Genomic DNA, 20,112 nt, shown 5'->3' with positions numbered 1-20,112 from the left:
CTGCAACGATATGGCCCCGCGCTATCCCTGTGAAATGCAAGGGCGGGCAGTGCGAAGGCTATGTGATTACCCCGCAGATGGGGCCAGGTGAGTACCTGTTTTTCGTGCCTACCAGCGAATAGGCTAATCAAAGGCATAACAGGAGGGCAGCACTTCATTGGTGTTGACCGCAACTCACCTAACAAGGGCGGGCTTCAACCCGCCCTTGTTGATTTTTTCTCTGCAAATATGCGGCCACTCACCACTGAAGCGGCCCATATTACTTCCCCGCTGCCATGGGCTTTGAGGGTCGCAAAAGTAGACTTGGATGTCCGTGGCCAAGGTGAATTGCTTATGGGCATCCATCTCGGCGCCCCTGTCCCAGGTTAGCGATTTGTAGAGTTCCTGCGGCAGTTTGCGAGCATGCTTGATGAGCGCGTTGACGACTGTCTGCGTGTCTTTGCCATCAAGCTTTATCAACATCACGTAGCGCGTTTGACGCTCGACCAAGGTCGCGATCTGGCTGTTGCCACTGCCAAAGACCAGGTCGCCTTCCCAATGCCCAGGCAAAGCTGTTTGGGCCAATGCGCGGTTCGCAACGAGTTTGCAGCACTTGGGGCGCCTCGCTCGGCCCCACGCAGCTGCATCTGCCTGGTTCGCCAGGTAGCTGTGGTGCCCACCATTGCGCTTCATCTCCCGGCAGATTGTCGATGGTGCTCGTCCCAGTCGTGCAGCGATGGCCCGGATCGACGCCCCCACGATGGCTCGCGAGATCTCTTCTCGTTGGGCCAGCGTCAATGCGGTTGCGGCCCGTGCTCGTTGGGCGGGACGGATTCCACCTGTCTCGGCCAGGATTCGATGGATCGAAGAGTGGGCGCGATCAAAGAGCTTGCCGATCTCATGCAAAGTCCAGCCTTGCTTCCATCGCTCCTAAATCAGCGCGTTCTGGCTGTCCGAATAGTAGATTCTGGGTCGCTGCTTCATTTGCAGCACTCCTGCCGCCTATGCGGCGGTTAGTGTGTTGCAGCGACCGGTTGAATCCGCCGCTGGTTGCAGTCGCTTACCAACGACTGCTTTGCGGTACCTCACCGGAACATGCGCAAGCTCGAGGTGCTGGTCCGTCGACGGCATGCCGCGATGGAACGGCGAAAAGGGGGGTTAGACGAATTTGCTGTACGGTAGCAAGGTTCGTAGAACTCAGTAGCAGGAAGTGTTGAACTCAACAGCAGACCGTCGCAGAGATCAAGTGCGGATTCGCCCGGGCGGGACGGTCGAGGAGGTCGCCGAAGGTGATCCGAATCTGCGTTCTAATAGGATGGCAAGGGGAGAATAAAAATAATGCCATCCAGCCTGACCTGGCTCGATCACGACAACGCGGCCAAGGAGCGCAGTCACAGATTGCTGCAGATGTTCAAGGAGAGCGAGACGCGCGACGAGCTGGGTATCGGCGCCATCCGCGACTCGATCTCTGATCAGCTGTTCCCGGGTACCTCGGTGATTCAGACGCGGCTGCGCTACATGCTGCTTCTGCCGTGGCTCTTCATGAAAATGGAGAGCGAAGAAGTGCCCGCTGCCAAGTTCTCCAAGCTCGCGCGTGACCGCGAGCTGGTGCTCAACAGCCAGCTCAGGGCTGAGCGGGGCGCATTCGGTCGCGTAACTGGGGACGAGTTGCAGCGGCTGGCCAGCTCTGTGTACTGGGCGGGGTTGGGGCGCTGGGGTCTTCGCGTGTTCAACGGTACGCAGCAAGAGTATTTCCGGCGCATCGACAGTGTCTATGCAGCGCGCCATCGCAAGCAACGCAAGGACTACGACGACTGGCTGGATCCTCTGAAGGGCGCTACCTGGCACGCCTCTTTGCAGGAGCTGGTGCCAGAAGGAGACCTCAAGGCGCTGCTCGACCAGGCGACGCTCGAATTGAATAGCGATGAAGCCCAGTTCCTGCGTGAGCAGTGGCGCAAGCTCCATCCTGCTTCGTTGCTGAGTTGGCTGGCATTCGATACCGAGTCCTTGAGTAGCAAGGTCGAGGCTGACGCCCCCTGGTTGCACCCGAGGCAGGCGAGCTTCCCGAAAGAGATGCGCGAGCTGGTGGAGCACGGACGCAAGTTCTCCAAGCTCATCGAAGGCGCAGCGCTGGTCTACAACCTCTCGCTGAGCGAGGTGTGGAAGCGATCCGATGGCGTCGACGCCTATCACCACCGACTTACCGAATGGGCGACTTCAGTTCAATCGAGCGGATTCGCCGGTTGGAGCCTGGAGGACTTCTGGCTGCGGGTGATGGGGCGGAACCACACCATCACGCCGTCGACGCAGACGTTCATCAGGAACTGGTTTCGCTTGGTGAGCGACGGACCTGACCGGATTCCAGGGTCGAAGGTCGCCCGAGATCTGATACGCCACCGTGAGGAGAGCATGAAGGGCGCACGCTCTCGCTTCAAGAACGCAGGCACTTGGGGCGGCAGCTCAGGCTTGACGGTGTTGACCTATCGATGGGGCTTGGCAAGCGACTTCCTGTCCGATTTGGCGGCGGGGCTGGGGAGCAAAGCATGATCCAGCCCAACGCACGGAGCACGCTGGTTGAGGCGGTCACGCCTCCTGCCGGGTACGAGTTCGACACTGGCATCGCGACGACGTACTCCTTGGACATTGCGACGCTGATGGTGCTGCCCGCACACTTGGCGTGGCTGGCTGCAAGTGAAGACGAAGGCGTGCAGAACGACCCTCTGCGCCTGCTCGAGGGCATGCGCCGGACGACCAAGCGCTTGAGTGTTTTCGCGGACAGCGGAAGACTGCATGTGCCCCGCATGCCTCATGCGCTATTGGGCTTGACTGAGGCGATGATCTACGAGGTGCTGGCCCCGCACGGCGGCGCATTCCATCCCAAGGTCTGGGTGCTGCGCTTTCTGCGTGAAGGGCAGGGCGGTGCTCCGCTGATTCGACTGCTGGTGCTCTCACGCAATCTGACAGATGACCGCTCGTGGGATCTCAGCTTGTGCCTAGAAGGGCAACCGGAGGGCCGGCGTCGTACGGAGAACAAGGCGCTTGCATCGTTCGTGCGCCGACTTCCTGATCTGTGCCGCCACAAGAGGCCTACGGGTGAGCGACTGCGGCAATTGGAGACGCTGGCCGACGAGCTGCATCGCTGCGCGTGGGAACAGCCTCCAGGGTTCAGCGAGCCGATCGAGTTTCATGTGATCGGGCTGGGCGCCAAGCCTCAACCTTTGCGTTTGCCCGAATCCGATGAGCTGCTGGTCGTATCGCCATTCCTGCGTAACACCGCACTGCAGGCTGTCGCGGCAACGAGCAAGTGTCTCGTTGGTGTGGTGTCTCGCCAAGAGGAGATCGCTTTGCTCAGCGACGAGTCGCGCGACCTGTGTCAGATGTACGTGGTCGACGACAACGCCGACCTGGGCGCCGAGGAGGAGGCCCAGAGGGACGCGCACCGTGGGTTGCATGCCAAGGCACTCATTTGGCAGAAGCGCGCCTGGACGTATGCGCTGGTCGGGTCTGCGAATTGCACGACTGCTGCGCTGGAGCGAGGCAGCAATGTCGAGGTGATGGCGCAGCTTTGCGGGCACCATGGCAAGGTGGGACGGCCGCGAGACTGGCTCACCAGGGAGAAGGGCATGGGCGCCTTGCTCGAGCCGTATCAGCCTATGGACCCGGGGCCGCTGCTGGAGCAACGCGAGCTCGAAGACGCACTTGACGCCGTTCGACGAAGGGTCGTGGCGGCCGGGCTGAACCTGGTCTGTGAGATGACTGAGGACGGGCGGTACTCGCTGGTGCTTCACGGAACGCAGACATTGGCCGACCCGTCGACGGAGATCTGGGCGTGGCCGTTGACCGTGTCGCCAGAAGGCAACCAGAAGCTGGAGGATGCGCCAAGCCTTGAGCTCGGAAGCTTCATGGCACATGAGGTGACGTCTCTGACCGGATTCCGGGTTCGGATGGGAAAGCAAGAGCTGCTGTTCGGACTGGAACTGCCACTTGCCAATCCGCCGCAGGACAGAGAGGCGGCGGTGCTCGCCGTGTTGCTCGGCAACCGAGCTGCATTCCTGCGCTACCTCGCCTTGCTGCTCGGAGTGTTTGGCAATGAGGCGCCAGAAGGCGAGGGCGCGGGAGGCTGGTTCGGTGGCGCCCCGGCGCCCGATGACTCGCTCGCTCTCTTCGAGCTGATGCTCAAGGCCTTCTCGCGTGAACCTGCCAAGCTGGATCATGTGGCCAGCGCCGTCGGCAAGCTCGCCCAGGCACAAGGAGAGGGGGCTGAATCGCTCATCCCGCCAGACTTCATGGCGTTGTGGCGAGTCTTCGATGAAGCCAGAAGCAGCGAGGGTGCACGATGAACCGCCCCTTCAGCGCGCAGCCGGTGCTGGCCCGGCTCAAGGACTTCCAGCTCCGTACGGTGGAGTTCGCGTTCCGCCGCCTGTTTCTGGATCAAGACGCGGTACGCCGGTTCCTGGTGGCGGACGAGGTGGGCTTGGGCAAGACGCTGGTGGCGCGCGGCGTCATCGCCAAAGCGGTCGAGCATCTGCAAGGAACGCGCGAACGCATCGACATCATCTATATCTGCTCCAACGCCGACATCGCAGCGCAGAACGTCGCGCGCCTGAACGTCACGGGGAAGAACGCGTTCGTGAAGGCAACGCGGCTGACGTTGCTTCCGCTGGAAGTGAAGTGCTTGCGCAAGCAGCCCATCAACTTCATCAGCTTCACGCCGGGAACGACTTTCGATCATGGTAATCGCGGCGGTCAGAAGCTTGAGCGCAAGCTGATCTTCCAGATGCTGCGCGACCAGTTGAACCTCCGCGCCAAGGGATTGGTTCACGTGCTTCAAGGTACGGCCGGCGAGGGGTGGTTCAACGAAGCGTTTGAACCGCTGGACTACGACGAGCCGATTGCCGAAGCGTTCCGCGCTGCCGTGGAAGGCAGTGAATTCCTGGAAAGGCTTCGTGAGCTGACGGCGCACGCGGCTGACGGACGGAGAACCATAACTCCGGAGCATCGTGAGGAAGCGCGCAATTTGACGAGTAAGTTGAGGCGCACGCTGGCCCGTTGCTGCCTGAGCGCACTGAAGCCAGATCTTGTGATCTTGGACGAGTTCCAGCGCTTCAGGGATCTGCTCGCGGCGCCAGAAATCAGCCCGGCGGCTGAGCTGGCGCATCAGCTCTTCAACTATTCGTATGATCTCCGGGTGCTGTTGTTGTCGGCCACGCCGTACAAGATGTACGCGGCTCATCACGAGGAAGAGAACCACTACCGAGACTTCCTGCAGACCGCCGGGTTCCTTTTTGACGACTGCCGTCAGCTAGACGCGTTGCAAGAGGACTTGCGGGAGTTCCGCGAGGTGCTGATGACGCTGGATGCTCAGAGCCTTGCCACCCAGCGGCCGGCGCAGACCAAGGCCAAGATCGAGCGGCGACTGCGCCGCATCATGTGCCGGACCGAGCGCGTCGGAGCAACGGCAGGACTGGACGCCATGGTTCGTGAGCGAGCGGTGCCGGTCCAACTGGCCCCAGAAGACTTGCTGGAATTCCGTTCCATTGATCGGCTGAGTACGGCCGTGGGCTCAGGCGACCCGATCGAGTACTGGCGTTCGAGCCCGTATCTGCTGAACTTCATGAAGGAGTACGAGCTCAAGCGCCGGCTGGCCGACAAGAAGAACGAGAGCGTGTTCGTCGACGCGCTGCAGAAGCAGCCCGCGTATCGGACTTTGCAAAAGCAGTCGATGGCGAAATACGGTGCCGTTGATCCCGCCAACGGTCGTTTGCGCGCGCTGGCTGCGGACATCGAGGCCCATCAATCGTGGCGCCTGCTGTGGGTGCCTCCGTCGATGCCGTACTGGGCTGGCGAGGGGCCTTTTGAGCAAGCAGCCGGATTCACCAAAACCTTGGTGTTCTCCAGCTGGAACGTGGTGCCTGACGCGATTGCGGGGCTTCTGTCCTATTTGGTCGAATCCAAGTCGGTGACCGGCCTGGAACGCAAGCCACGGTACGACCAGCTCACTCGCCAGGTTCGGGCGCGGCTTCGCTTCCCGGTCAAGGAGGACGGCACCTTCGCCGGCATGAACGCCCTGACCCTGTTGTTCCCGTCGCGGGTGTTGGCTGACGCCTTTGATCCGTTGCAGGCATTTGTCGAGACGGGCGGCAAAGCATCGCTGGCCGAAGTCCGCGCGAGCGTTCGCGAGCGGATCGAGGCGTTGCTGCCGCCGCTCCCCGTCACCTCGGCTGACGAGTTCAGCCCACCTGATCCGCGCTGGTACTGGGTTGCGCTCATTCTGTTGGAGCGAACCGGCGCAAACCACGCCGACATGCGCAACTGGTGCGATGCCCATTGGCACCGTGCGCGCAAGGGTGCCGTTGCCGACGAAGAGGGCGATGCGCATGAGGCCGAGGGGGGATTTGGTCGCCACGTTCAACACTGGATTGAGGTCTGGGACGGCGAATTGCCTGCCATGCGGCGAGTCCCCAAGGACTTGGTCGGCGTCTTGGCGGATATTGCGATTGCTGGTCCTGCGGTGTGTGCCCTGAGGGCTCTGCGCCGGGTCGCGCCGGAGACGACGGCGACATTCGGTGCGCTGAGCACTTCAGCTGTGCAAATTGCCGATGGGCTGCGACATCAGTTCAATGCGCCTGAGGCGATTGCCATGTTGCCGCATGACGAAGACGAGGCCGTGTACTGGAAACGCGTGCTTAACTACTGCGCGCAAGGCAATCTGCAGGCCTTGCTCGACGAGTACGTCCACTTGCTGCACGAGGCGGAGTCGGGCAGTGCGGAGGGCGCTGTGGATGGCATCTTTGCGGTCGCCGGCAAGGTCTTCGAGGCGGCAACCATCCGGACCAGCCAGTTGCGCCCTGACTACCCCTTGGTCGTCAACGGCGGGCTCGAAATGGACTCTGAGCCATTATCGCTACGCTGCCGATACGCGGTGCGATACGGAGATGCCAAGGAGGAAGACGGCGCGATCTCGCGCAAGGAGTCGATCCGGGCGGCGTTCAACTCCCCGTTCCGGCCGTTCGTTCTTGCCTCTACGTCGGTGGGGCAGGAAGGGCTGGACTTCCACTCCTGGTGCCATTCGATCGTGCACTGGAACCTGCCGGGCAATCCTGTCGACCTGGAGCAGCGCGAAGGTCGTGTGCACCGATACAAGGGGCATGCTGTGCGCAAGAACGTGGCGCGGGCCGGCTGCACGGGGCTCAGCGCGGCGAGTGCTGAGCCGTGGAAGGACATGTTCGAGCATGTGCGCGCGCGTCGTCCGCAAGGTGCGTCCGACTTGCTTCCGTTCTGGATCTTCGAGCTGCCAGACGGTGCCAAGGTCGAGAGGCTTGTTTTCAGGTTGCCATGGAGCAAGGACGATCAGCGGCTGAAGCGCCTGAAGGCGAGCCTGGCGATCTACCGCATGGTGTTCGGTCAGCCTCGGCAGGACGACTTGATGGAGTACTTGTTGGGCACCTTCGATGAGGCGCATGCGGCGCAGGTCGTCAAGAACTGGCGCATCGACCTCGCGCCCGATGGAACGTCAGCGGATCTGAACGCTCTTCAGACTTGAATCACTCCGGATTTCTCAGACAACCTTGCGTCGCTGGCAAGCATCCACTTCAGCACTGAGATGCAGCTTTCGGGTGCCGAGTTCAGTGAAGCGAGAGACCGCACCCGCTGCAAAGCAGACCAAGGAGTCAGAAGTCGGCTTCAGCTGGTTGCAGCCGTGCGACTCAGAAATGCCAAGGACTGCTGAATGGCCCACAGCCGTTATTGCATCAGGGCCTTTAATGTGGCCCTGCCTAACACCTCAAAGTTGTTGAGGAGGGTGTTCTTTCAAGAGGCCACATGCTAAGCAGGTATTGCACAGGGTATATCCATATCTGTTTTTCTTCCTTAACGCACCACGAAACAGCTTCTAGAGTCAGGACACGATTTCGCTGGCCTTGAACTTCAGGCAGCGCCGATTCCCCATCGTGAACTGCCTTATGGAACCATATTCCCCTTACTCGCTCTCGCTCTCAAGAAGGCGCATGCTGCAAAGTGCTGGAGTCTTATCGCTGGCTGCGGCTTTGCCATCCATCGGCAATGCGCAAAGCAATTTGCGTGGTGTGACTTTGCGTGCGGCTACCTATAAAGGTGGCCACAAAACTTTGCTGGAGGCCGCAGGCCTGGCGCAAACGCCGTATCAGATTGACTGGAAAGAGTTCAACTCTGGTGTGCAGCACATTGAAAGCATCAACGCCGATGCGCTGGATTTTGGCTCTGGCAGCGAGATACCAGCTGTGTTTGCCGCCAAGGCCAAGGCCTCGGTCAAAGTGGTTGCGGTCTATCACGAAGACTTGAACAACCAGGCCACGCTGGCGCAAAAAGACTCGGCCATTTACAAGGTGGCAGATCTGCGTGGCAAGCGCGTGGGCTATGTGCGCGGCACCACCTCGCATCTGTATCTGTATCAACAGCTCAAGGAAGCTGGGCTGAGTTTTGACGATATCAAGCCCGTCAATCTCTCGCCCGCAGATGGACTGTCGGCTTTTGCGCGCGGCGATATCGATGCCTGGGCCATCTATGGCTACAACGGCCAACTGGCCCGCACACGTCATGGTGCACGCATTCTCAAAACGGCGGTGGGTTATCTGTCGGGCAATTTTCTGATTTATGCCAATCCAAAGGCGGTGCAAGACGTGCAACGCCAAGCGGCCCTCGCTGATTTGCTGCAGCGCCTGCAAAAAGCCTATGTCTGGAGCAATGCCAACTTTCTGGACTATGCCAAGGCCCAGTCCGCACAAACGCGCGTGCCGGTGGGTGACTTGGTCGAAATCTATAACAACCGCAGCCAGAACAGCAGTGTTCAGGCGGTAAGTGACAAAGCCGTTTTAAGTCACCAGCGTGTAGCCGAAGCTTTTCAGTCCATGGGGGTGCTGGAAGGTTCGGCCGATGTGCGGCCGCTGTGGGACAAGACATTCAATCGATATTTAGGCGGTGCAGCCTGAAGGAGGGGAAGCAAGATGAGCAAACGACAACTTAAGGCAGGTTTTGTGCTGCATGGCGTGGGGGCGGGTTGGGGAGACTGGCGCCATGAGGCGGCGCTGACCGATGGCAGCGTGAATTTCGGCTTCTATCGAGAGCAGGCACAGCTGGCAGAAAAAGCGGGTTTCGAATTTCTGTTTGTGGCCGATAGCGTGCATATCACTGAGCGCTCCAGTCCACACTATCTCAACCGCTTTGAGCCGCTGACGATTCTTTCTGCACTGGCGGGGGCCACCTCTCATATCGGTTTGGTTGCCACCATTACAGCCAGCTATAGCGAGCCGTTTACGGTGGCGCGCCAATTGGCTTCGCTAGACCATATCAGCGGTGGCCGTGCGGGCTGGAATGTGGTGACTTCTTGGCTGGATGGAAGTGCGCGCAACTACAGCCGCAACGAGCACTATGCTCATGATGTGCGCTACCGCCTGGCGGGCGAACATCTGGATGTTGTGCAAGGTCTGTGGGACTCATGGGAAGACGATGCACTGGTGCGAAACAAGGCCACGGGCCAATTCTTCGACAAGAAGAAGCTACACCGTTTGGATCACAAGGGTGAATTTTTCTCGGTGGAAGGGCCGCTCAATATTGCACGTTCACGGCAAGGCCAGCCGGTGATTTTTCAGGCCGGAGCCTCTGAAGACGGTAAAAATTTTGCAGCCTCACGCTCAGATGCGATCTTTTTTCACGCCGATTCGCTGGAGCAAGCCCAAGCCTATTACCGCGACGTAAAAGCCAAGGTGGCAAAGTTTGGGCGTGACCCGAACAAGGTGCTGCTCTTGCCTGGCATTCGCCCCATCGTAGGACGCACTGAGGAAGAGGCGCAAGAGAAGTACCGCATTGCAGCGAGCCTCGTGCCTATTGAGAATGCCTTGGCTGCTTTGGCCCGGCCTTTCAATGACCATGACTTCTCGGTCTATCCGCTGGATGAACCCTTCCCTGATTTGGGCGACATCGGACGCAACAGCCAGCAGGCCGCTAGCGATCACATCAAAAAGATTGCGCGTGAAAATGACTGGACTTTGCGTGAGGTGGCGCAGTGGTTCGCTACGCCAAAGACGGTGTTTGTCGGCACGGCGGAGCATGTGGCCAATGAAATTGAGCGCTGGTTCAACAACGAAGGCGCAGACGGCTTTAACTTCTTTGAAGCTTTGCCTAATACATCGCTGAAAGACTTTGTTGAGCTGGTTGTGCCTTTGCTCAAGCAGCGCGGCATTTGGCGCGAAGCTTATGAGGCTGATACCTTCCGCGGCAACCTGGGGCTGGATGTGCCCGTGAACCGCAATACGCTCAAGCGCTTGGCTCAAGAGGCGAAAGAGACTCAAACAGCGCGGAGTCAGCCAGAAACAGCAGTGGTTTGAGTGTTCGGTATAAATTAAAGAAGGCAGCTTGCGAGCTGCCTTTTTTGTGGGCGAACGTGAGACCGTTCAGATCACTTTGAAACCATGGGTACCATCGCGGCCCAGTTGCTCCACTAGACCAAACTCCCAGTCCAAATAGGCCTGCATGGCTTCATGGGCGTTGTCTGTGCCTTCATAGGGGCGGCGATAGCGATCGACGCGGGGGCTGGCAAGGCGTTGCTCACCGGTTTCAACGGGCAGGCCTGTATCGGCCCAAGCCTGGTTGCCTCCCTCCAGTACCTCAACGGTTGCGCCGGTGGCCTCGGCAAACTCTTGCACCGCGTATTTGGCCAACAAGCTGCTGCCGCAGGTCAGCACATAGCGATCGGCCTTGGGAATGCGGCTCAGTGCTTGTTGGAGGTCGGTTCGCAGCGCAAACCAGGCACCGGGGATATGGCGGCGCACATGGTTGGCGCTGGTGGTCAGGTCCACCACGGCAATGCTGTCTTTAGGTGCTTTGGCAATTGCATCAGCCAATGCTTGGGGCTTGATCCAGGTCACGGGCGCTGTGGGCGCAGGCAGGTTTTGTGCCACCGGGCTGCTGTCTGAAAAGTCAGCACTGGTCAGACCGTCAAGCACATACACATTCCAGCCCATCTGGGCCAGCCAGGAGGCTGTCATATTGGCACGTACGCCATCATCGTCAGCCAGCACGATGCGAGCGCCACGTACCGGTGCAGAGACATCGGTTTCTTGCACCAGTTGACCACCGGGTGCGCTGCGAAAGCCAGAGAGATGGCCTGCCGTGAATTCCTCGGGGGTTCTGACATCGAGCAGATAAGTGGTGCGATCCACTTCTTCTCGCCAGTTGGCAAGATCGCTGGGCACAGCGCGTTGTACGCCGGCTTTGTCTGCCACGTCGCGGGCTTGTTTGGCAGCAGCAGCTTTGTGCTCTGCAGAGACTGTGGCTGGAGCACGGCGATCGGCACCATGCTCCAGGGTCTGGCCTGCTAGCGTCCAGCCAATCGTGCCATTGCGCAAAGCGGAAACAGGATTGGGCAGACCTGCATTGACGAGCGACTGGGTGCCAATAATGCTGCGTGTGCGGCCCGCGCAGTTCACGATGATGCGTGTTGCCGGGTTGGGAGCCAGTTCACGGGCGCGCAAGACCAGTTCAGCACCTGGCACGCTGCTGCTGCCGGGGATGTTCATGGTTTGGTACTCGTCATAGCGGCGAGCATCGAGCACCACGACATCGGCTTTTTGATCCAGCAAGGCCTTGACTTCGGGGGCGGGCAAAGAGGGTGTGTGACGTTCGGACTCCACCAGTTCGCCAAAAGACTTGCTGGGGACGTTGACGTCGATAAAGATTTCGCCGCCTGCATCGCGCCAACCTTGCAAGCCGCCTTGTAGCAGACTGACCTGGGTAAAGCCTTGGGCTTGCAGACGTTGTGCAGCAATTTCAGCAAGCCCTTCACCGTTGTCATAGACCACGATCTGGATATTGGGGCGGGGAATGCGCCAGCGTGCATCCAACTCTAGTCGGCCCAGTGGAAGGTTGGCGGCAAACAGCGGGTGGCCTTGCGCAAACGGATCTTCTTCGCGCACATCAAGCAAGGCAATTTCATGCTTGGCAAGCAAAGCTTCGCGGACTTGAGCGGTCGTGGTGTAGGAAATAGGTTGAGTCATGGCGCGCGAGAGAGAAAAGTCAGTGAAATCAATGAGAGGTGGCAGCGTGCAATTCGGTTTCGCGCGATCTGTCCCAGATGTTGGGCAGCGCGGTGTTGCTGTAGCCTGAGATAAAGGCTTTTTCCTTGCCGTCTTCTGTGAAGACAGAACGGTGGACTGCGCCGATGTTGGCTCCATAGACATGGATGCTGATGGAGGTTTGGTCTTCAAAGAGATTGCTGACCTGGTGCACATCACCGATGGTGGGAGAGACGGCTTCCACGTCGCCCAGTGAAAGCACATGGGCGGCACCCTGAGGATGCCATTGCTTTTCAGTGTTTTGCGCAAAGCCTTGGGACTTTTCCCCGCCGCGCAGCAAGCCAATCAAACCCCATACCGTATGGTTGTGCACCGGCGTTTTTTGACCGGGTCCCCAGACAAAGCTCACCACGGAAAAGCGCTCAAGTGGATCTGCATACAGCAGGTACTGCTGGTAACGCTCTGGTGATGGCTGGGCATAGGCATCTGGTAGCCAGTCATCGTGCTGAACTAGGTGGTGCAGCAGCACCTTGCCTCGCTCCAGCAACAAGGCTTCTTCAGGAGCTTCGTTGACTAGCTGGGTGAGTTGCGCGAGAAAGCGGCGCAGTCTTGCAGGGTTGTGGCTTGTCGTCATGGCTTTCGTTTACCAAAAGTGAAGTCTGAGCCGATTGCAGCAGAAGCGTGGCTCTGCTGGCCGAATACTTTCGCATAAGGATCTTTGTTTTTCTTCGTTGGTGCACCAGGGGTCTCTTGGGTTCAATGCAGGCTTGGCAACATAAAGGGATTGGTCATGGCGGCATTGGATCCAGCACAGCTGGGCGAGGGTAATGGCTTGGGGCGTCGTGCATTTTTGCGTACAGCGTCTGCAGCGGGCGCTTTGGGCTTGGTGGGTTTGGGGGCAAACCAGGTTCTGGCTGCTCCACCCGCGCGTAAGCTCAAACTGGCCTGGAATATGGGTGCGGTTTGTCTTTCGCCAGCACCGGTGGCCATAGAACGCGGTATTTTTGAAAAACATGGTCTGAATGTTGAGCTGATTAACTTCAGCGGATCTACCGATCAGCTGTTGGAATCCATTGCCACAGGCAAGGCCGATGGCGGCCTGGGCATGATTCATCGCTGGCTCAAGCCTTTGGAGTCCGGCTTTGATGTCAAGCTGGTCGGCAGTAGCCATGGCGGCTGCGTGCGCTTGGTGGGCTTTCAACCTGCGGGTGTCACCACGCTCAAAGCGCTCAAGGGCAAGACGATTGCTGTTTCGGACCTGAATAGTCCCGGTAAGAATTTCTTCTCGATTCTGCTTCTCAAGGCTGGTTTGGATCCTGAAAAGGACGTGAACTGGCGGCAGTTCCCCGGCGACATGCTGGGTGTGGCGGTGGAAAAAGGTGAAGCCCACGCAATTGCTGACGGCGACCCGAATCTCGCCATCATTGAGCGTCGCACCAAGGGCCTGGTGGAACTGGCGACCAATTTGAGCGGTGAATATGCGACCAAGACTTGCTGCGTGGTGGGGGTGACGGGCAAGCTGGTGCGAAACGAAAAACCGGTGGTCGCTTCTTTGGTCAGAGCAATCAACGAAGCATCTGATTTTGTGGCCAATTACCCTGCGGAAACGGCTCGTATCTACAGCGCCTATTCGAAGGTGTCTGAGGCTGACTTGCGTGCGGTGCTGGCTACATTGACGCACAAGCATCATCCGCAGGGCCAGGCTTTGCGCCAAGAAATTGAGTTCTACGCACGTGATTTCAAAACCGTTGGGGTGCTGAAGTCCACAACGGATCCCGCTCGCTTTGCGACCCATGTTCACGTGGATGTACTGACCTGAGGAGAAGGCTATGAGTGCGGTGAATATTTCTGCAACGCTGGAGCACTCTATCGAGGTTAAGTCTCCGTTGTCAGTGCCCCAGACACGTAGATCGATCCAGGCTTTGTGGTTGGTTGGATTGTCGGCTGCGGTGTCCTGGGGAGTTCTATCTGCAGTGACCTTGCTCTGGTCCAACGCAGAGGTCGGCTTTAGCGATTGGGCCTACACCACTGAGTTTGGATGTGCTGCTGCAGTTGTGGCGCTGGTTGCGTTACTGCAAGCGATGACCCCTTTGATTGGTATTCCCGTCACAAAGCGGGTTAAGGCACTGGGGCCTTGGTTGGTGGCGTTGGGCGCAGGTTTGACAGTGTGGGAAATTGTGACCGCCAAATTGGCCAGCTTGCCAACGCCATTTTTTGCACCGCCTCAAAGCCTGATCGAAGTTTTTACAACGGACGCAGCCAAACTGCTGGACAGCACCGGCAACTCTTTGGTGCTGTTGTCCGCAGGAATTGTGTGCGGTGCGTGGACGGGCTTTCTGGTTGGGGTATGGATTGGTTGGTCGCGTCAGGCCAGCTACTGGATTCATCCGGTGCTGCGGGTTCTGGGACCCATCCCCACCACGGCTTTGCTTCCCGTCTCGTTTTTCTTCTTTCCATCCAGTTGGTCCACTGCGGTGTTTTTGATCGCTTTGGGAACAGGTTTCCCTGTGGCTGTGCTGACATGGTCTGGCATCGCCAGCGTGAACAAGAATTTTTATGACGTGGCACGAACCATGGGGGCATCGCAGTGGTTTTTGATCTTGCGTGTGGCTGTACCTGCTGCCTTGCCTCAGGTGTTTGTGGGCCTGTTCATGGGTTTGGGCGCAGCGTTCTCCACCTTGGTTGCAGCTGAGATGCTTGGAGTGAAGTCGGGCTTGGGTTGGTATCTGACCTGGGCGCAGGGCTGGGCAGCCTATCCCAACATGTATGGGGCGCTGATTGTGATGGCACTGCTGTTCTCGGGCCTGATTAGCTTGCTATTTTTGGTTCGTGACCGTGTGCTGCGCTGGCAAAAAGGAGTGGTGAAATGGTAGGGCGAGTTGCAGAAGTCACGCAGGCCGAAGCATCCACGGTGCAAGCGGGCGCGCATGTGCAAATTGAGGCTGTTAACCACTGGTTTGGTGACGGCGACAAGCGCTTGCAGGTGCTGGATGATTTTTCTTTAGATATTGCTCCTGGCGAGTTTGTGGCCCTCTTGGGCCCTAGCGGCTGCGGCAAATCGAGCCTGCTGCGTTTGGTGGCTGGCCTGGATACGCCGACGACGGGTGAGATACGTCACAACAGCCAGCAGATTGAAGATCCGGATCCTTCACGCTTGTTGGTGTTTCAAGATCCCACGCTGTTCCCATGGCGCACTGTGCGTGACAACGTATTGCTGGGTTTGCAGGCCAGAGGTTTGCAGAAGACCCATGCCGCACGTGTTGATCAGGCTTTGTCTTTGGTGGGGTTGCAAGATTTTGCGCAGGCCTTCCCGCATCAATTGTCTGGCGGCATGGCGCAGCGTGCGGCTTTGGCACGGGCCTTGGTCAATGATCCTGAGTTGTTGATACTCGATGAACCGCTGGGCAAGCTTGACTCCTTGACGCGACTCGGTATGCAGACGGAAATTGTGCAGCTGTGGCAGCGCAAAGGCTTCTCTGCGCTTCTGGTAACCCATGATGTGGAAGAGGCGCTATTCCTTGCGCAGCGCATCGTGGTGCTTTCAGATCGACCTGCACGGGTCAAAGCCGTGTTGCACAACGATCTGCCATATCCGCGCCACCGCAGCCATCCAAAACTGACGGAGCTGCGTCACGAAGCCCTCAAGCTGCTGGGTCTGGATGCGAGTTGGTAACTTGAGAATTTGGTAATGGCGAGCAGAGCTTGAATAGGTTGGTATGACGGATGATGGCGTCAAGACCCTTTTATGGGTCTTGCACCAGGCCCAACTTGGCCTGGCAGCTTTCCTGGAAATATTGGGGGTCAGCTCTTGGCCTTTTAGCCATAGATTGGCGGCAGAGCAGCTTCTTTTTGATCGCGGCCAGGCTGCGCGCGTGGTGTGGGCTGCACTGGCCATCGCTGCATTGCTGCTGATTTTGGCTGTGGCCCTGTGGTGGCGAAAGAGGCCACGCAGGCTGCTGGGGCTCGGGGCTCTGGCGATCTTGATCGCTCTGTTCACGCCATGGCCTATATGGCGTTTGCTGTTGACGCCCACCGTCCCCACCGCGTTTCACGCCAGCGCCGTGCCTTTTACAGCAAGTGCAGTGATGCAAGGGCGGCAGCTTTATCAAGCACATTGCTTGCGTTGCCACGGCGCGTTGGGTGACGGCGATGGAGTAGATGCCGAGAAGCAAGCGATATGGCCACCTACTTTGAATCGATCCATCTTGTGGCGACGATTTGAGGGTGAGCTGTTCTGGAGTGTTCGCCATGGCATGACAGACAGGCATGGCGGCGCAACCATGCCTGCTGCCGATGCGTTAATGACGGATGAGCAGATCTGGAAGGTCTTGGGCTTTGTTCGTGCGCAAGCGGCGGGGCAGTCTCTTAAGCGTGAAGGTGTTTGGGAGTTTCCTGTGGCTTTGCCAGATGAGGCCGTGAGGTGTGCAGGGCGTGGTCCAAGCAGTCAACGCTTGGATGCCTTGCGTGGGCAGACCGTGCGCCTGGTCTTTGCAGGGGACACCAGGGTCAGAGAAGACCCGCGGATGGTGACGGTGTCGGTGGGTGAGACGCAAGGCATAGATTGCACAAGCGATAGTGCAGAGATGCGCCGCGCTTTGAGCGTCTTGCTGGGGGCGGAGGATGGCCAGTTGGGCGGGTATCAGATTCTGGTGGATAGACAGGGTTGGCTGCGCGCGCAATCCAGGCCTGGTAGTTCCGGCTGGAGTGAAGATGATCTGGTGTGCCGCACGGCGGATGCCCCCCAAATCAGCAAGCCTGCTCGCGAGGTTGACGGCTTGCAGGCTCTGATACGTCGTATGGATGCCGAGCCTGTGCGCACGGTGGTTGCGGGTTTCTCTCACTGAGTTGTTTCTTAGATTTCACATGCGAAAAACGGATGTGAAAACTCGTTTTTCTTCGTTGGTTGATTTAGGCGTTCGACCTATGGTGGAGGTCAATGATCAACTAACAAGGAATACACATGAGCGCTCAGTTCATCGGCATGATTCAGCCCCATGAAGTATCGGAAATCATTGCCAGACGTGGTCCTGCCATAGATCCCGCTTATGTTCGTGCATTTGCTCAGGCCCACGAGTACGCGGGCTTTGACCGTATTCTGGTGCCTGCCAGCGGCAGCAGTCCGGATACGTTGCTGACGGTCAACTATGCCGCAGCTGCAACAAAAAATATTAACTTTCTGCTGGCACATCGCCCAGGCTTTGTCGCGCCTACATTGGCGGCTCGCCAGTTGGCGACTCTGGACCATTACACAGGTGGTCGGGTTGCGGTGCACATCATCTCGGGCGGCTCCGATGAAGACCAGCAGCGTGATGGCGACTTCTTGAGTCATGACGAGCGCTATGCGCGAACCGATGAGTACCTAGGTTTGCTGCGCCGTGTTTGGGGCGAAGACAAACCGTTTGATCACGAAGGGCGCTACTACCGCGCCAAGGGTGTGTGGTCTGAAGTCAAGCCTTTGCAGCAACCTCATATTCCGATCTACTTTGGCGGAGCTTCAGCACCTGCGCTGGAGGTTGCAGGTCGCCATGCCAATCTCTATGCATTGTGGGGCGAGTCTTTGGCTCAGGCGGGTGATCTGGTGCAGCGTGTAAGAGCCGCTGCAGCGCTCCACAAACGTGAGATCGATTTCAGTATTTCGTTCCGACCTATTCTGGGCGCGACGGAAGCCGAAGCCTGGGATCGTGCGCAGCATATTCTTGAAACTACAAGGCACTTGCGTTCCGAACAAAGCTATGCCCGTGGTGGCCCACAGCAAAGCGAGGGTGCACGTCGTTTGTTGGCTGATGCCGCCAACGGTGACCGTGTGGATGAGCGCCTGTGGACGGCGATTGCCCGTGAAACAGGTGGGCGCTCCAACACCACATCGCTGGTGGGCACGGCCGAGCAAGTGGCCGATGCGCTGATCAAGTACTACGACCTGGGCATTCACACCTTCTTGATTCGAGGCTTTGATCCTTTGCCAGATACCTTGGCTTATGGGCGTGAGCTGCTGCCTCTGGTGAAGGACAAGCTTGCAAGCAGCAAACGGGTGAGCGTTGCGGTTACCCATTCATCGCCAGCCTTGCAAGCCCTGGCGGCTTGAAACTCTTTTTGAAGAAATCGGATTGTCTATGTCTACTGTTATTGCCTTGTCCGAGCAAGTGCTCAGTCAGCGACTGGAGATTAACGCGCACCCCCGTCGACAAGACTGGTTTGAAGAGCCTGCGCCGCAGCGCAGCATCCTGCAAGAACGCCAATATCGTCGCGAGCAACTTGCGATTGCTTTTCGATTGTTCGCACGCCATGGCTTGCATATAGGCCTGGCCGGCCATATTACGGCCCGTGACCCTGAGTGGAGTGACCATTTCTGGGTCAATCCATTAGGCATCAACTTCTCGCAAATTCGTGTTTCGGATCTATTGCTAGTCAACTCTGCCGGAGAAATTGTGGTGGGCAAAGGGCCGCTGAACCGTGCAGCATTTGCGATTCATGCAGCCCTGCATGAGGCGCGCCCCAATATCGTGGCTGCGGCGCACACCCATTCCACCTATGGCAAGGCATGGTCCACCTTGGGGCGCTTGCTAGACCCGTTGACGCAGGACTCATGCGCGTTCTACCAGGATCATGCGCTGTTTGACGATTATTCCGGAGTGGTGCTTGAGACCGATGAGGGCGAACGCATTGCCAAGGTGCTGGGAGAGCGCAAGGCGGTGATTCTCAAGAATCACGGTATCTTGACAGCGGGTCCATCGATCGAAGCTGCGGCTTGGTGGTATATCGCACTAGAGAATGTTTGCCACACACAGTTGCTTGCAGAAGCGGCAGGCACACCGCAACCCATACCGCACGAGATTGCTGCATTGACGCATTCGCAAATTGGTGGTCCTGGTGGTGCTCATCACACCTTCCGCGATTTGGCAGCCGTTATTGTGCGTGAGCAGCCGGAGGTGCTGCAATGAACGCGCCATTGAAATTGCCGGAGCTGGTGCGCAGTCTGTCAGCTGATTTTGCGCAGCGTGCGGCCGCGCATGATAGGGATGCAAGCTTTCCTTTTGAGAATTTCTCGGATCTGCATCAAGCGGGCTTGCTGACCTTGGCCGCGCCCATCTCGCTTGGTGGGCAGGGGGCCACATTGGCGCAGCTCAGTGATGTGATTGGAGCGATTGGTAAGGGCGATCCTGCTACGGCACTGGTGCTGATCATGCAGTTCACTCAGCACCGCAGTTTGGGGCGCGGGGGTAATCGTTGGCCAAAGGCTTTGGCACAAAGAGTAGTGCGTGAGGCCGCTGAGAAAGGGGCGTTGATCAACGCCTTGCGTGTGGAGCCTGAGTTGGGGTCTCCTGCGCGTGGAGGTCTGCCTGCCACCATTGCACGCCAAACGCCGCAGGGGTGGCGAGTCTCGGGGCGCAAGCTGTACTCAACAGGTGCGCCGATTCTGAGCTGGTATGCACTATGGGTGCGTACCGATGAGGCCGAGCCTAGGGTAGGCTATTTGCTGGTTCCAGCGGGGCTGGCCGGTACACGTATTGAAGAGACCTGGGATCACCTGGGCTTGCGCGCCAGTGGTAGTCATGATGTCGTGTTTGAAGATGTGCTGGTGCCTTTTGAGAATGCTGTGGATTTGCGTCTTCCGGCCGAATGGCTTGGTGCAGATCCCCAGGCGCAGGCAGAGATTGCCGTACTGATCTCTGCGCTTTATACGGGTGTGGCCGAGGCCGCACGTGATTGGTTGCTGGGTTTCTTGCATGCACGCAAACCGTCTTCTTTAGGAGCTTCTTTGGCGACCTTGCCGCGTGCCCAAGAAGTCGTTGGCCGTATAGAAAGTCTGTTACTGACAAATCAGCGCTTGATCGCTGGACTGGCCAGAGGCCTGGACGATGGTGTATTTCCATCCGCGAACGAAGCAGGGCTGATCAAGAGCGTGACTACCAATAATGCAGTACAGGCGGTGGAGCTGGCCCAGTCGCTGACCAGCAACCATGGGCTGACACGGCATAACCCCTTGGAGCGTCATTGGCGTGATGTGCTGTGCGGTCGTATCCACACGCCTCAAGACGATAGCGTGTGGATTACCGCGGGGCGCAAGGCCCTGGGGATTTGATCATGG

At 58.4% G+C, this 20,112-nt stretch carries 14 protein-coding genes and 1 pseudogene; 12 read left to right on the top strand and 3 right to left on the bottom strand.

Going from position 1 to position 20,112, the window contains the following annotated elements; translation table 11 throughout:
- Positions 1-258: 258 nt before the first annotated feature.
- Positions 259-963: pseudogene (locus DFO48_RS24805) on the bottom strand (IS30 family transposase); the annotation flags it as partial.
- A gap of 354 nt (positions 964-1,317) precedes the next feature.
- Between DFO48_RS24805 and DFO48_RS24800 the strand changes: the two are divergent.
- From DFO48_RS24800 to DFO48_RS24780, 5 genes are all read left to right on the top strand, one after another.
- Positions 1,318-2,526 (top strand): DUF6361 family protein, encoded by a 1,209-nt coding sequence (locus DFO48_RS24800; protein ID WP_114865079.1) that lies wholly within the window; start codon positions 1,318-1,320, stop codon positions 2,524-2,526.
- Positions 2,523-4,319, top strand: coding sequence for a phospholipase D family protein (locus tag DFO48_RS24795; protein ID WP_114865078.1), 1,797 nt, complete (start codon positions 2,523-2,525; stop codon positions 4,317-4,319). Before DFO48_RS24800 ends, DFO48_RS24795 begins: the two co-directional genes overlap by 4 nt.
- A complete protein-coding gene (locus DFO48_RS24790) occupies positions 4,316-7,522 on the top strand; it encodes a helicase-related protein (protein WP_114865077.1) in 3,207 nt (1,068 codons plus the stop codon). The genes DFO48_RS24795 and DFO48_RS24790 overlap by 4 nt, the downstream gene beginning before the upstream one ends.
- Before the next feature lie 463 nt (positions 7,523-7,985).
- Complete coding sequence (locus DFO48_RS24785; protein WP_003080121.1) at positions 7,986-8,945, top strand: ABC transporter substrate-binding protein; 960 nt, start codon at positions 7,986-7,988, stop codon at positions 8,943-8,945.
- A gap of 15 nt (positions 8,946-8,960) precedes the next feature.
- Positions 8,961-10,340, top strand: coding sequence for an LLM class flavin-dependent oxidoreductase (locus tag DFO48_RS24780; protein ID WP_114865076.1), 1,380 nt, complete (start codon positions 8,961-8,963; stop codon positions 10,338-10,340).
- A gap of 66 nt (positions 10,341-10,406) precedes the next feature.
- Here the strand turns inward: DFO48_RS24780 and DFO48_RS24775 are convergent, their stop codons facing one another.
- On the bottom strand, positions 10,407-12,008 hold the full coding sequence (locus DFO48_RS24775; RefSeq protein ID WP_114865075.1) for a rhodanese homology domain-containing protein: 1,602 nt from the start codon (positions 12,006-12,008) through the stop codon (positions 10,407-10,409).
- A 28-nt stretch (positions 12,009-12,036) separates the two neighbouring features.
- The gene (locus DFO48_RS24770) at positions 12,037-12,660 is read right to left on the bottom strand and encodes a cysteine dioxygenase (RefSeq protein ID WP_003080116.1); all 624 of its coding nucleotides are present in this window, start codon (positions 12,658-12,660) and stop codon (positions 12,037-12,039) included.
- A 156-nt stretch (positions 12,661-12,816) separates the two neighbouring features.
- Here DFO48_RS24770 and DFO48_RS24765 point away from each other — a divergent pair, with 156 nt between their 5' ends.
- The 7 genes from DFO48_RS24765 to DFO48_RS24735 all read left to right on the top strand — a co-directional run bounded on the left by DFO48_RS24765 (position 12,817) and on the right by DFO48_RS24735 (position 20,106).
- Entirely contained in the window at positions 12,817-13,845 is a 1,029-nt protein-coding gene (locus DFO48_RS24765; protein ID WP_042438597.1) for an ABC transporter substrate-binding protein, read from the top strand.
- A 10-nt stretch (positions 13,846-13,855) separates the two neighbouring features.
- Positions 13,856-14,899 (top strand): ABC transporter permease, encoded by a 1,044-nt coding sequence (locus tag DFO48_RS24760; protein WP_034349873.1) that lies wholly within the window; start codon positions 13,856-13,858, stop codon positions 14,897-14,899.
- A complete protein-coding gene (locus tag DFO48_RS24755; RefSeq protein WP_114865074.1) occupies positions 14,893-15,699 on the top strand; it encodes an ABC transporter ATP-binding protein in 807 nt (268 codons plus the stop codon). The genes DFO48_RS24760 and DFO48_RS24755 overlap by 7 nt, the downstream gene beginning before the upstream one ends.
- A gap of 43 nt (positions 15,700-15,742) precedes the next feature.
- The gene (locus DFO48_RS24750; RefSeq protein WP_003080109.1) at positions 15,743-16,870 is read left to right on the top strand and encodes a cytochrome c; all 1,128 of its coding nucleotides are present in this window, start codon (positions 15,743-15,745) and stop codon (positions 16,868-16,870) included.
- A 116-nt stretch (positions 16,871-16,986) separates the two neighbouring features.
- Entirely contained in the window at positions 16,987-18,108 is a 1,122-nt protein-coding gene (locus DFO48_RS24745; protein ID WP_114865073.1) for an LLM class flavin-dependent oxidoreductase, read from the top strand.
- A gap of 28 nt (positions 18,109-18,136) precedes the next feature.
- Positions 18,137-18,964 (top strand): class II aldolase/adducin family protein, encoded by an 828-nt coding sequence (locus DFO48_RS24740; RefSeq protein WP_003080102.1) that lies wholly within the window; start codon positions 18,137-18,139, stop codon positions 18,962-18,964.
- A complete protein-coding gene (locus tag DFO48_RS24735; protein ID WP_114865072.1) occupies positions 18,961-20,106 on the top strand; it encodes an acyl-CoA dehydrogenase family protein in 1,146 nt (381 codons plus the stop codon). Before DFO48_RS24740 ends, DFO48_RS24735 begins: the two co-directional genes overlap by 4 nt.
- Positions 20,107-20,112: the final 6 nt, after the last annotated feature.

The organism is Comamonas sp. AG1104, assembly GCF_003350425.1.
In the GTDB taxonomy this organism is placed as follows: domain Bacteria; phylum Pseudomonadota; class Gammaproteobacteria; order Burkholderiales; family Burkholderiaceae_C; genus Comamonas; species Comamonas testosteroni.
This window is presented reverse-complemented; position numbering and strand designations above follow the sequence as displayed.

Bases quoted from the DNA above. Each gene is read 5' to 3' on its own strand.
- DFO48_RS24800 (WP_114865079.1), top strand. From the start codon at position 1,318: ATGCCATCCAGCCTGACCTGGCTCGATCACGACAACGCGGCCAAGGAG.
- DFO48_RS24795 (WP_114865078.1), top strand. From the start codon at position 2,523: ATGATCCAGCCCAACGCACGGAGCACGCTGGTTGAGGCGGTCACGCCT.
- DFO48_RS24790 (WP_114865077.1), top strand. From the start codon at position 4,316: ATGAACCGCCCCTTCAGCGCGCAGCCGGTGCTGGCCCGGCTCAAGGAC.
- DFO48_RS24785 (WP_003080121.1), top strand. From the start codon at position 7,986: ATGCTGCAAAGTGCTGGAGTCTTATCGCTGGCTGCGGCTTTGCCATCC.
- DFO48_RS24780 (WP_114865076.1), top strand. From the start codon at position 8,961: ATGAGCAAACGACAACTTAAGGCAGGTTTTGTGCTGCATGGCGTGGGG.
- DFO48_RS24775 (WP_114865075.1), bottom strand. From the start codon at position 12,008: ATGACTCAACCTATTTCCTACACCACGACCGCTCAAGTCCGCGAAGCT.
- DFO48_RS24770 (WP_003080116.1), bottom strand. From the start codon at position 12,660: ATGACGACAAGCCACAACCCTGCAAGACTGCGCCGCTTTCTCGCGCAA.
- DFO48_RS24765 (WP_042438597.1), top strand. From the start codon at position 12,817: ATGGCGGCATTGGATCCAGCACAGCTGGGCGAGGGTAATGGCTTGGGG.
- DFO48_RS24760 (WP_034349873.1), top strand. From the start codon at position 13,856: ATGAGTGCGGTGAATATTTCTGCAACGCTGGAGCACTCTATCGAGGTT.
- DFO48_RS24755 (WP_114865074.1), top strand. From the start codon at position 14,893: ATGGTAGGGCGAGTTGCAGAAGTCACGCAGGCCGAAGCATCCACGGTG.
- DFO48_RS24750 (WP_003080109.1), top strand. From the start codon at position 15,743: ATGACGGATGATGGCGTCAAGACCCTTTTATGGGTCTTGCACCAGGCC.
- DFO48_RS24745 (WP_114865073.1), top strand. From the start codon at position 16,987: ATGAGCGCTCAGTTCATCGGCATGATTCAGCCCCATGAAGTATCGGAA.
- DFO48_RS24740 (WP_003080102.1), top strand. From the start codon at position 18,137: ATGTCTACTGTTATTGCCTTGTCCGAGCAAGTGCTCAGTCAGCGACTG.
- DFO48_RS24735 (WP_114865072.1), top strand. From the start codon at position 18,961: ATGAACGCGCCATTGAAATTGCCGGAGCTGGTGCGCAGTCTGTCAGCT.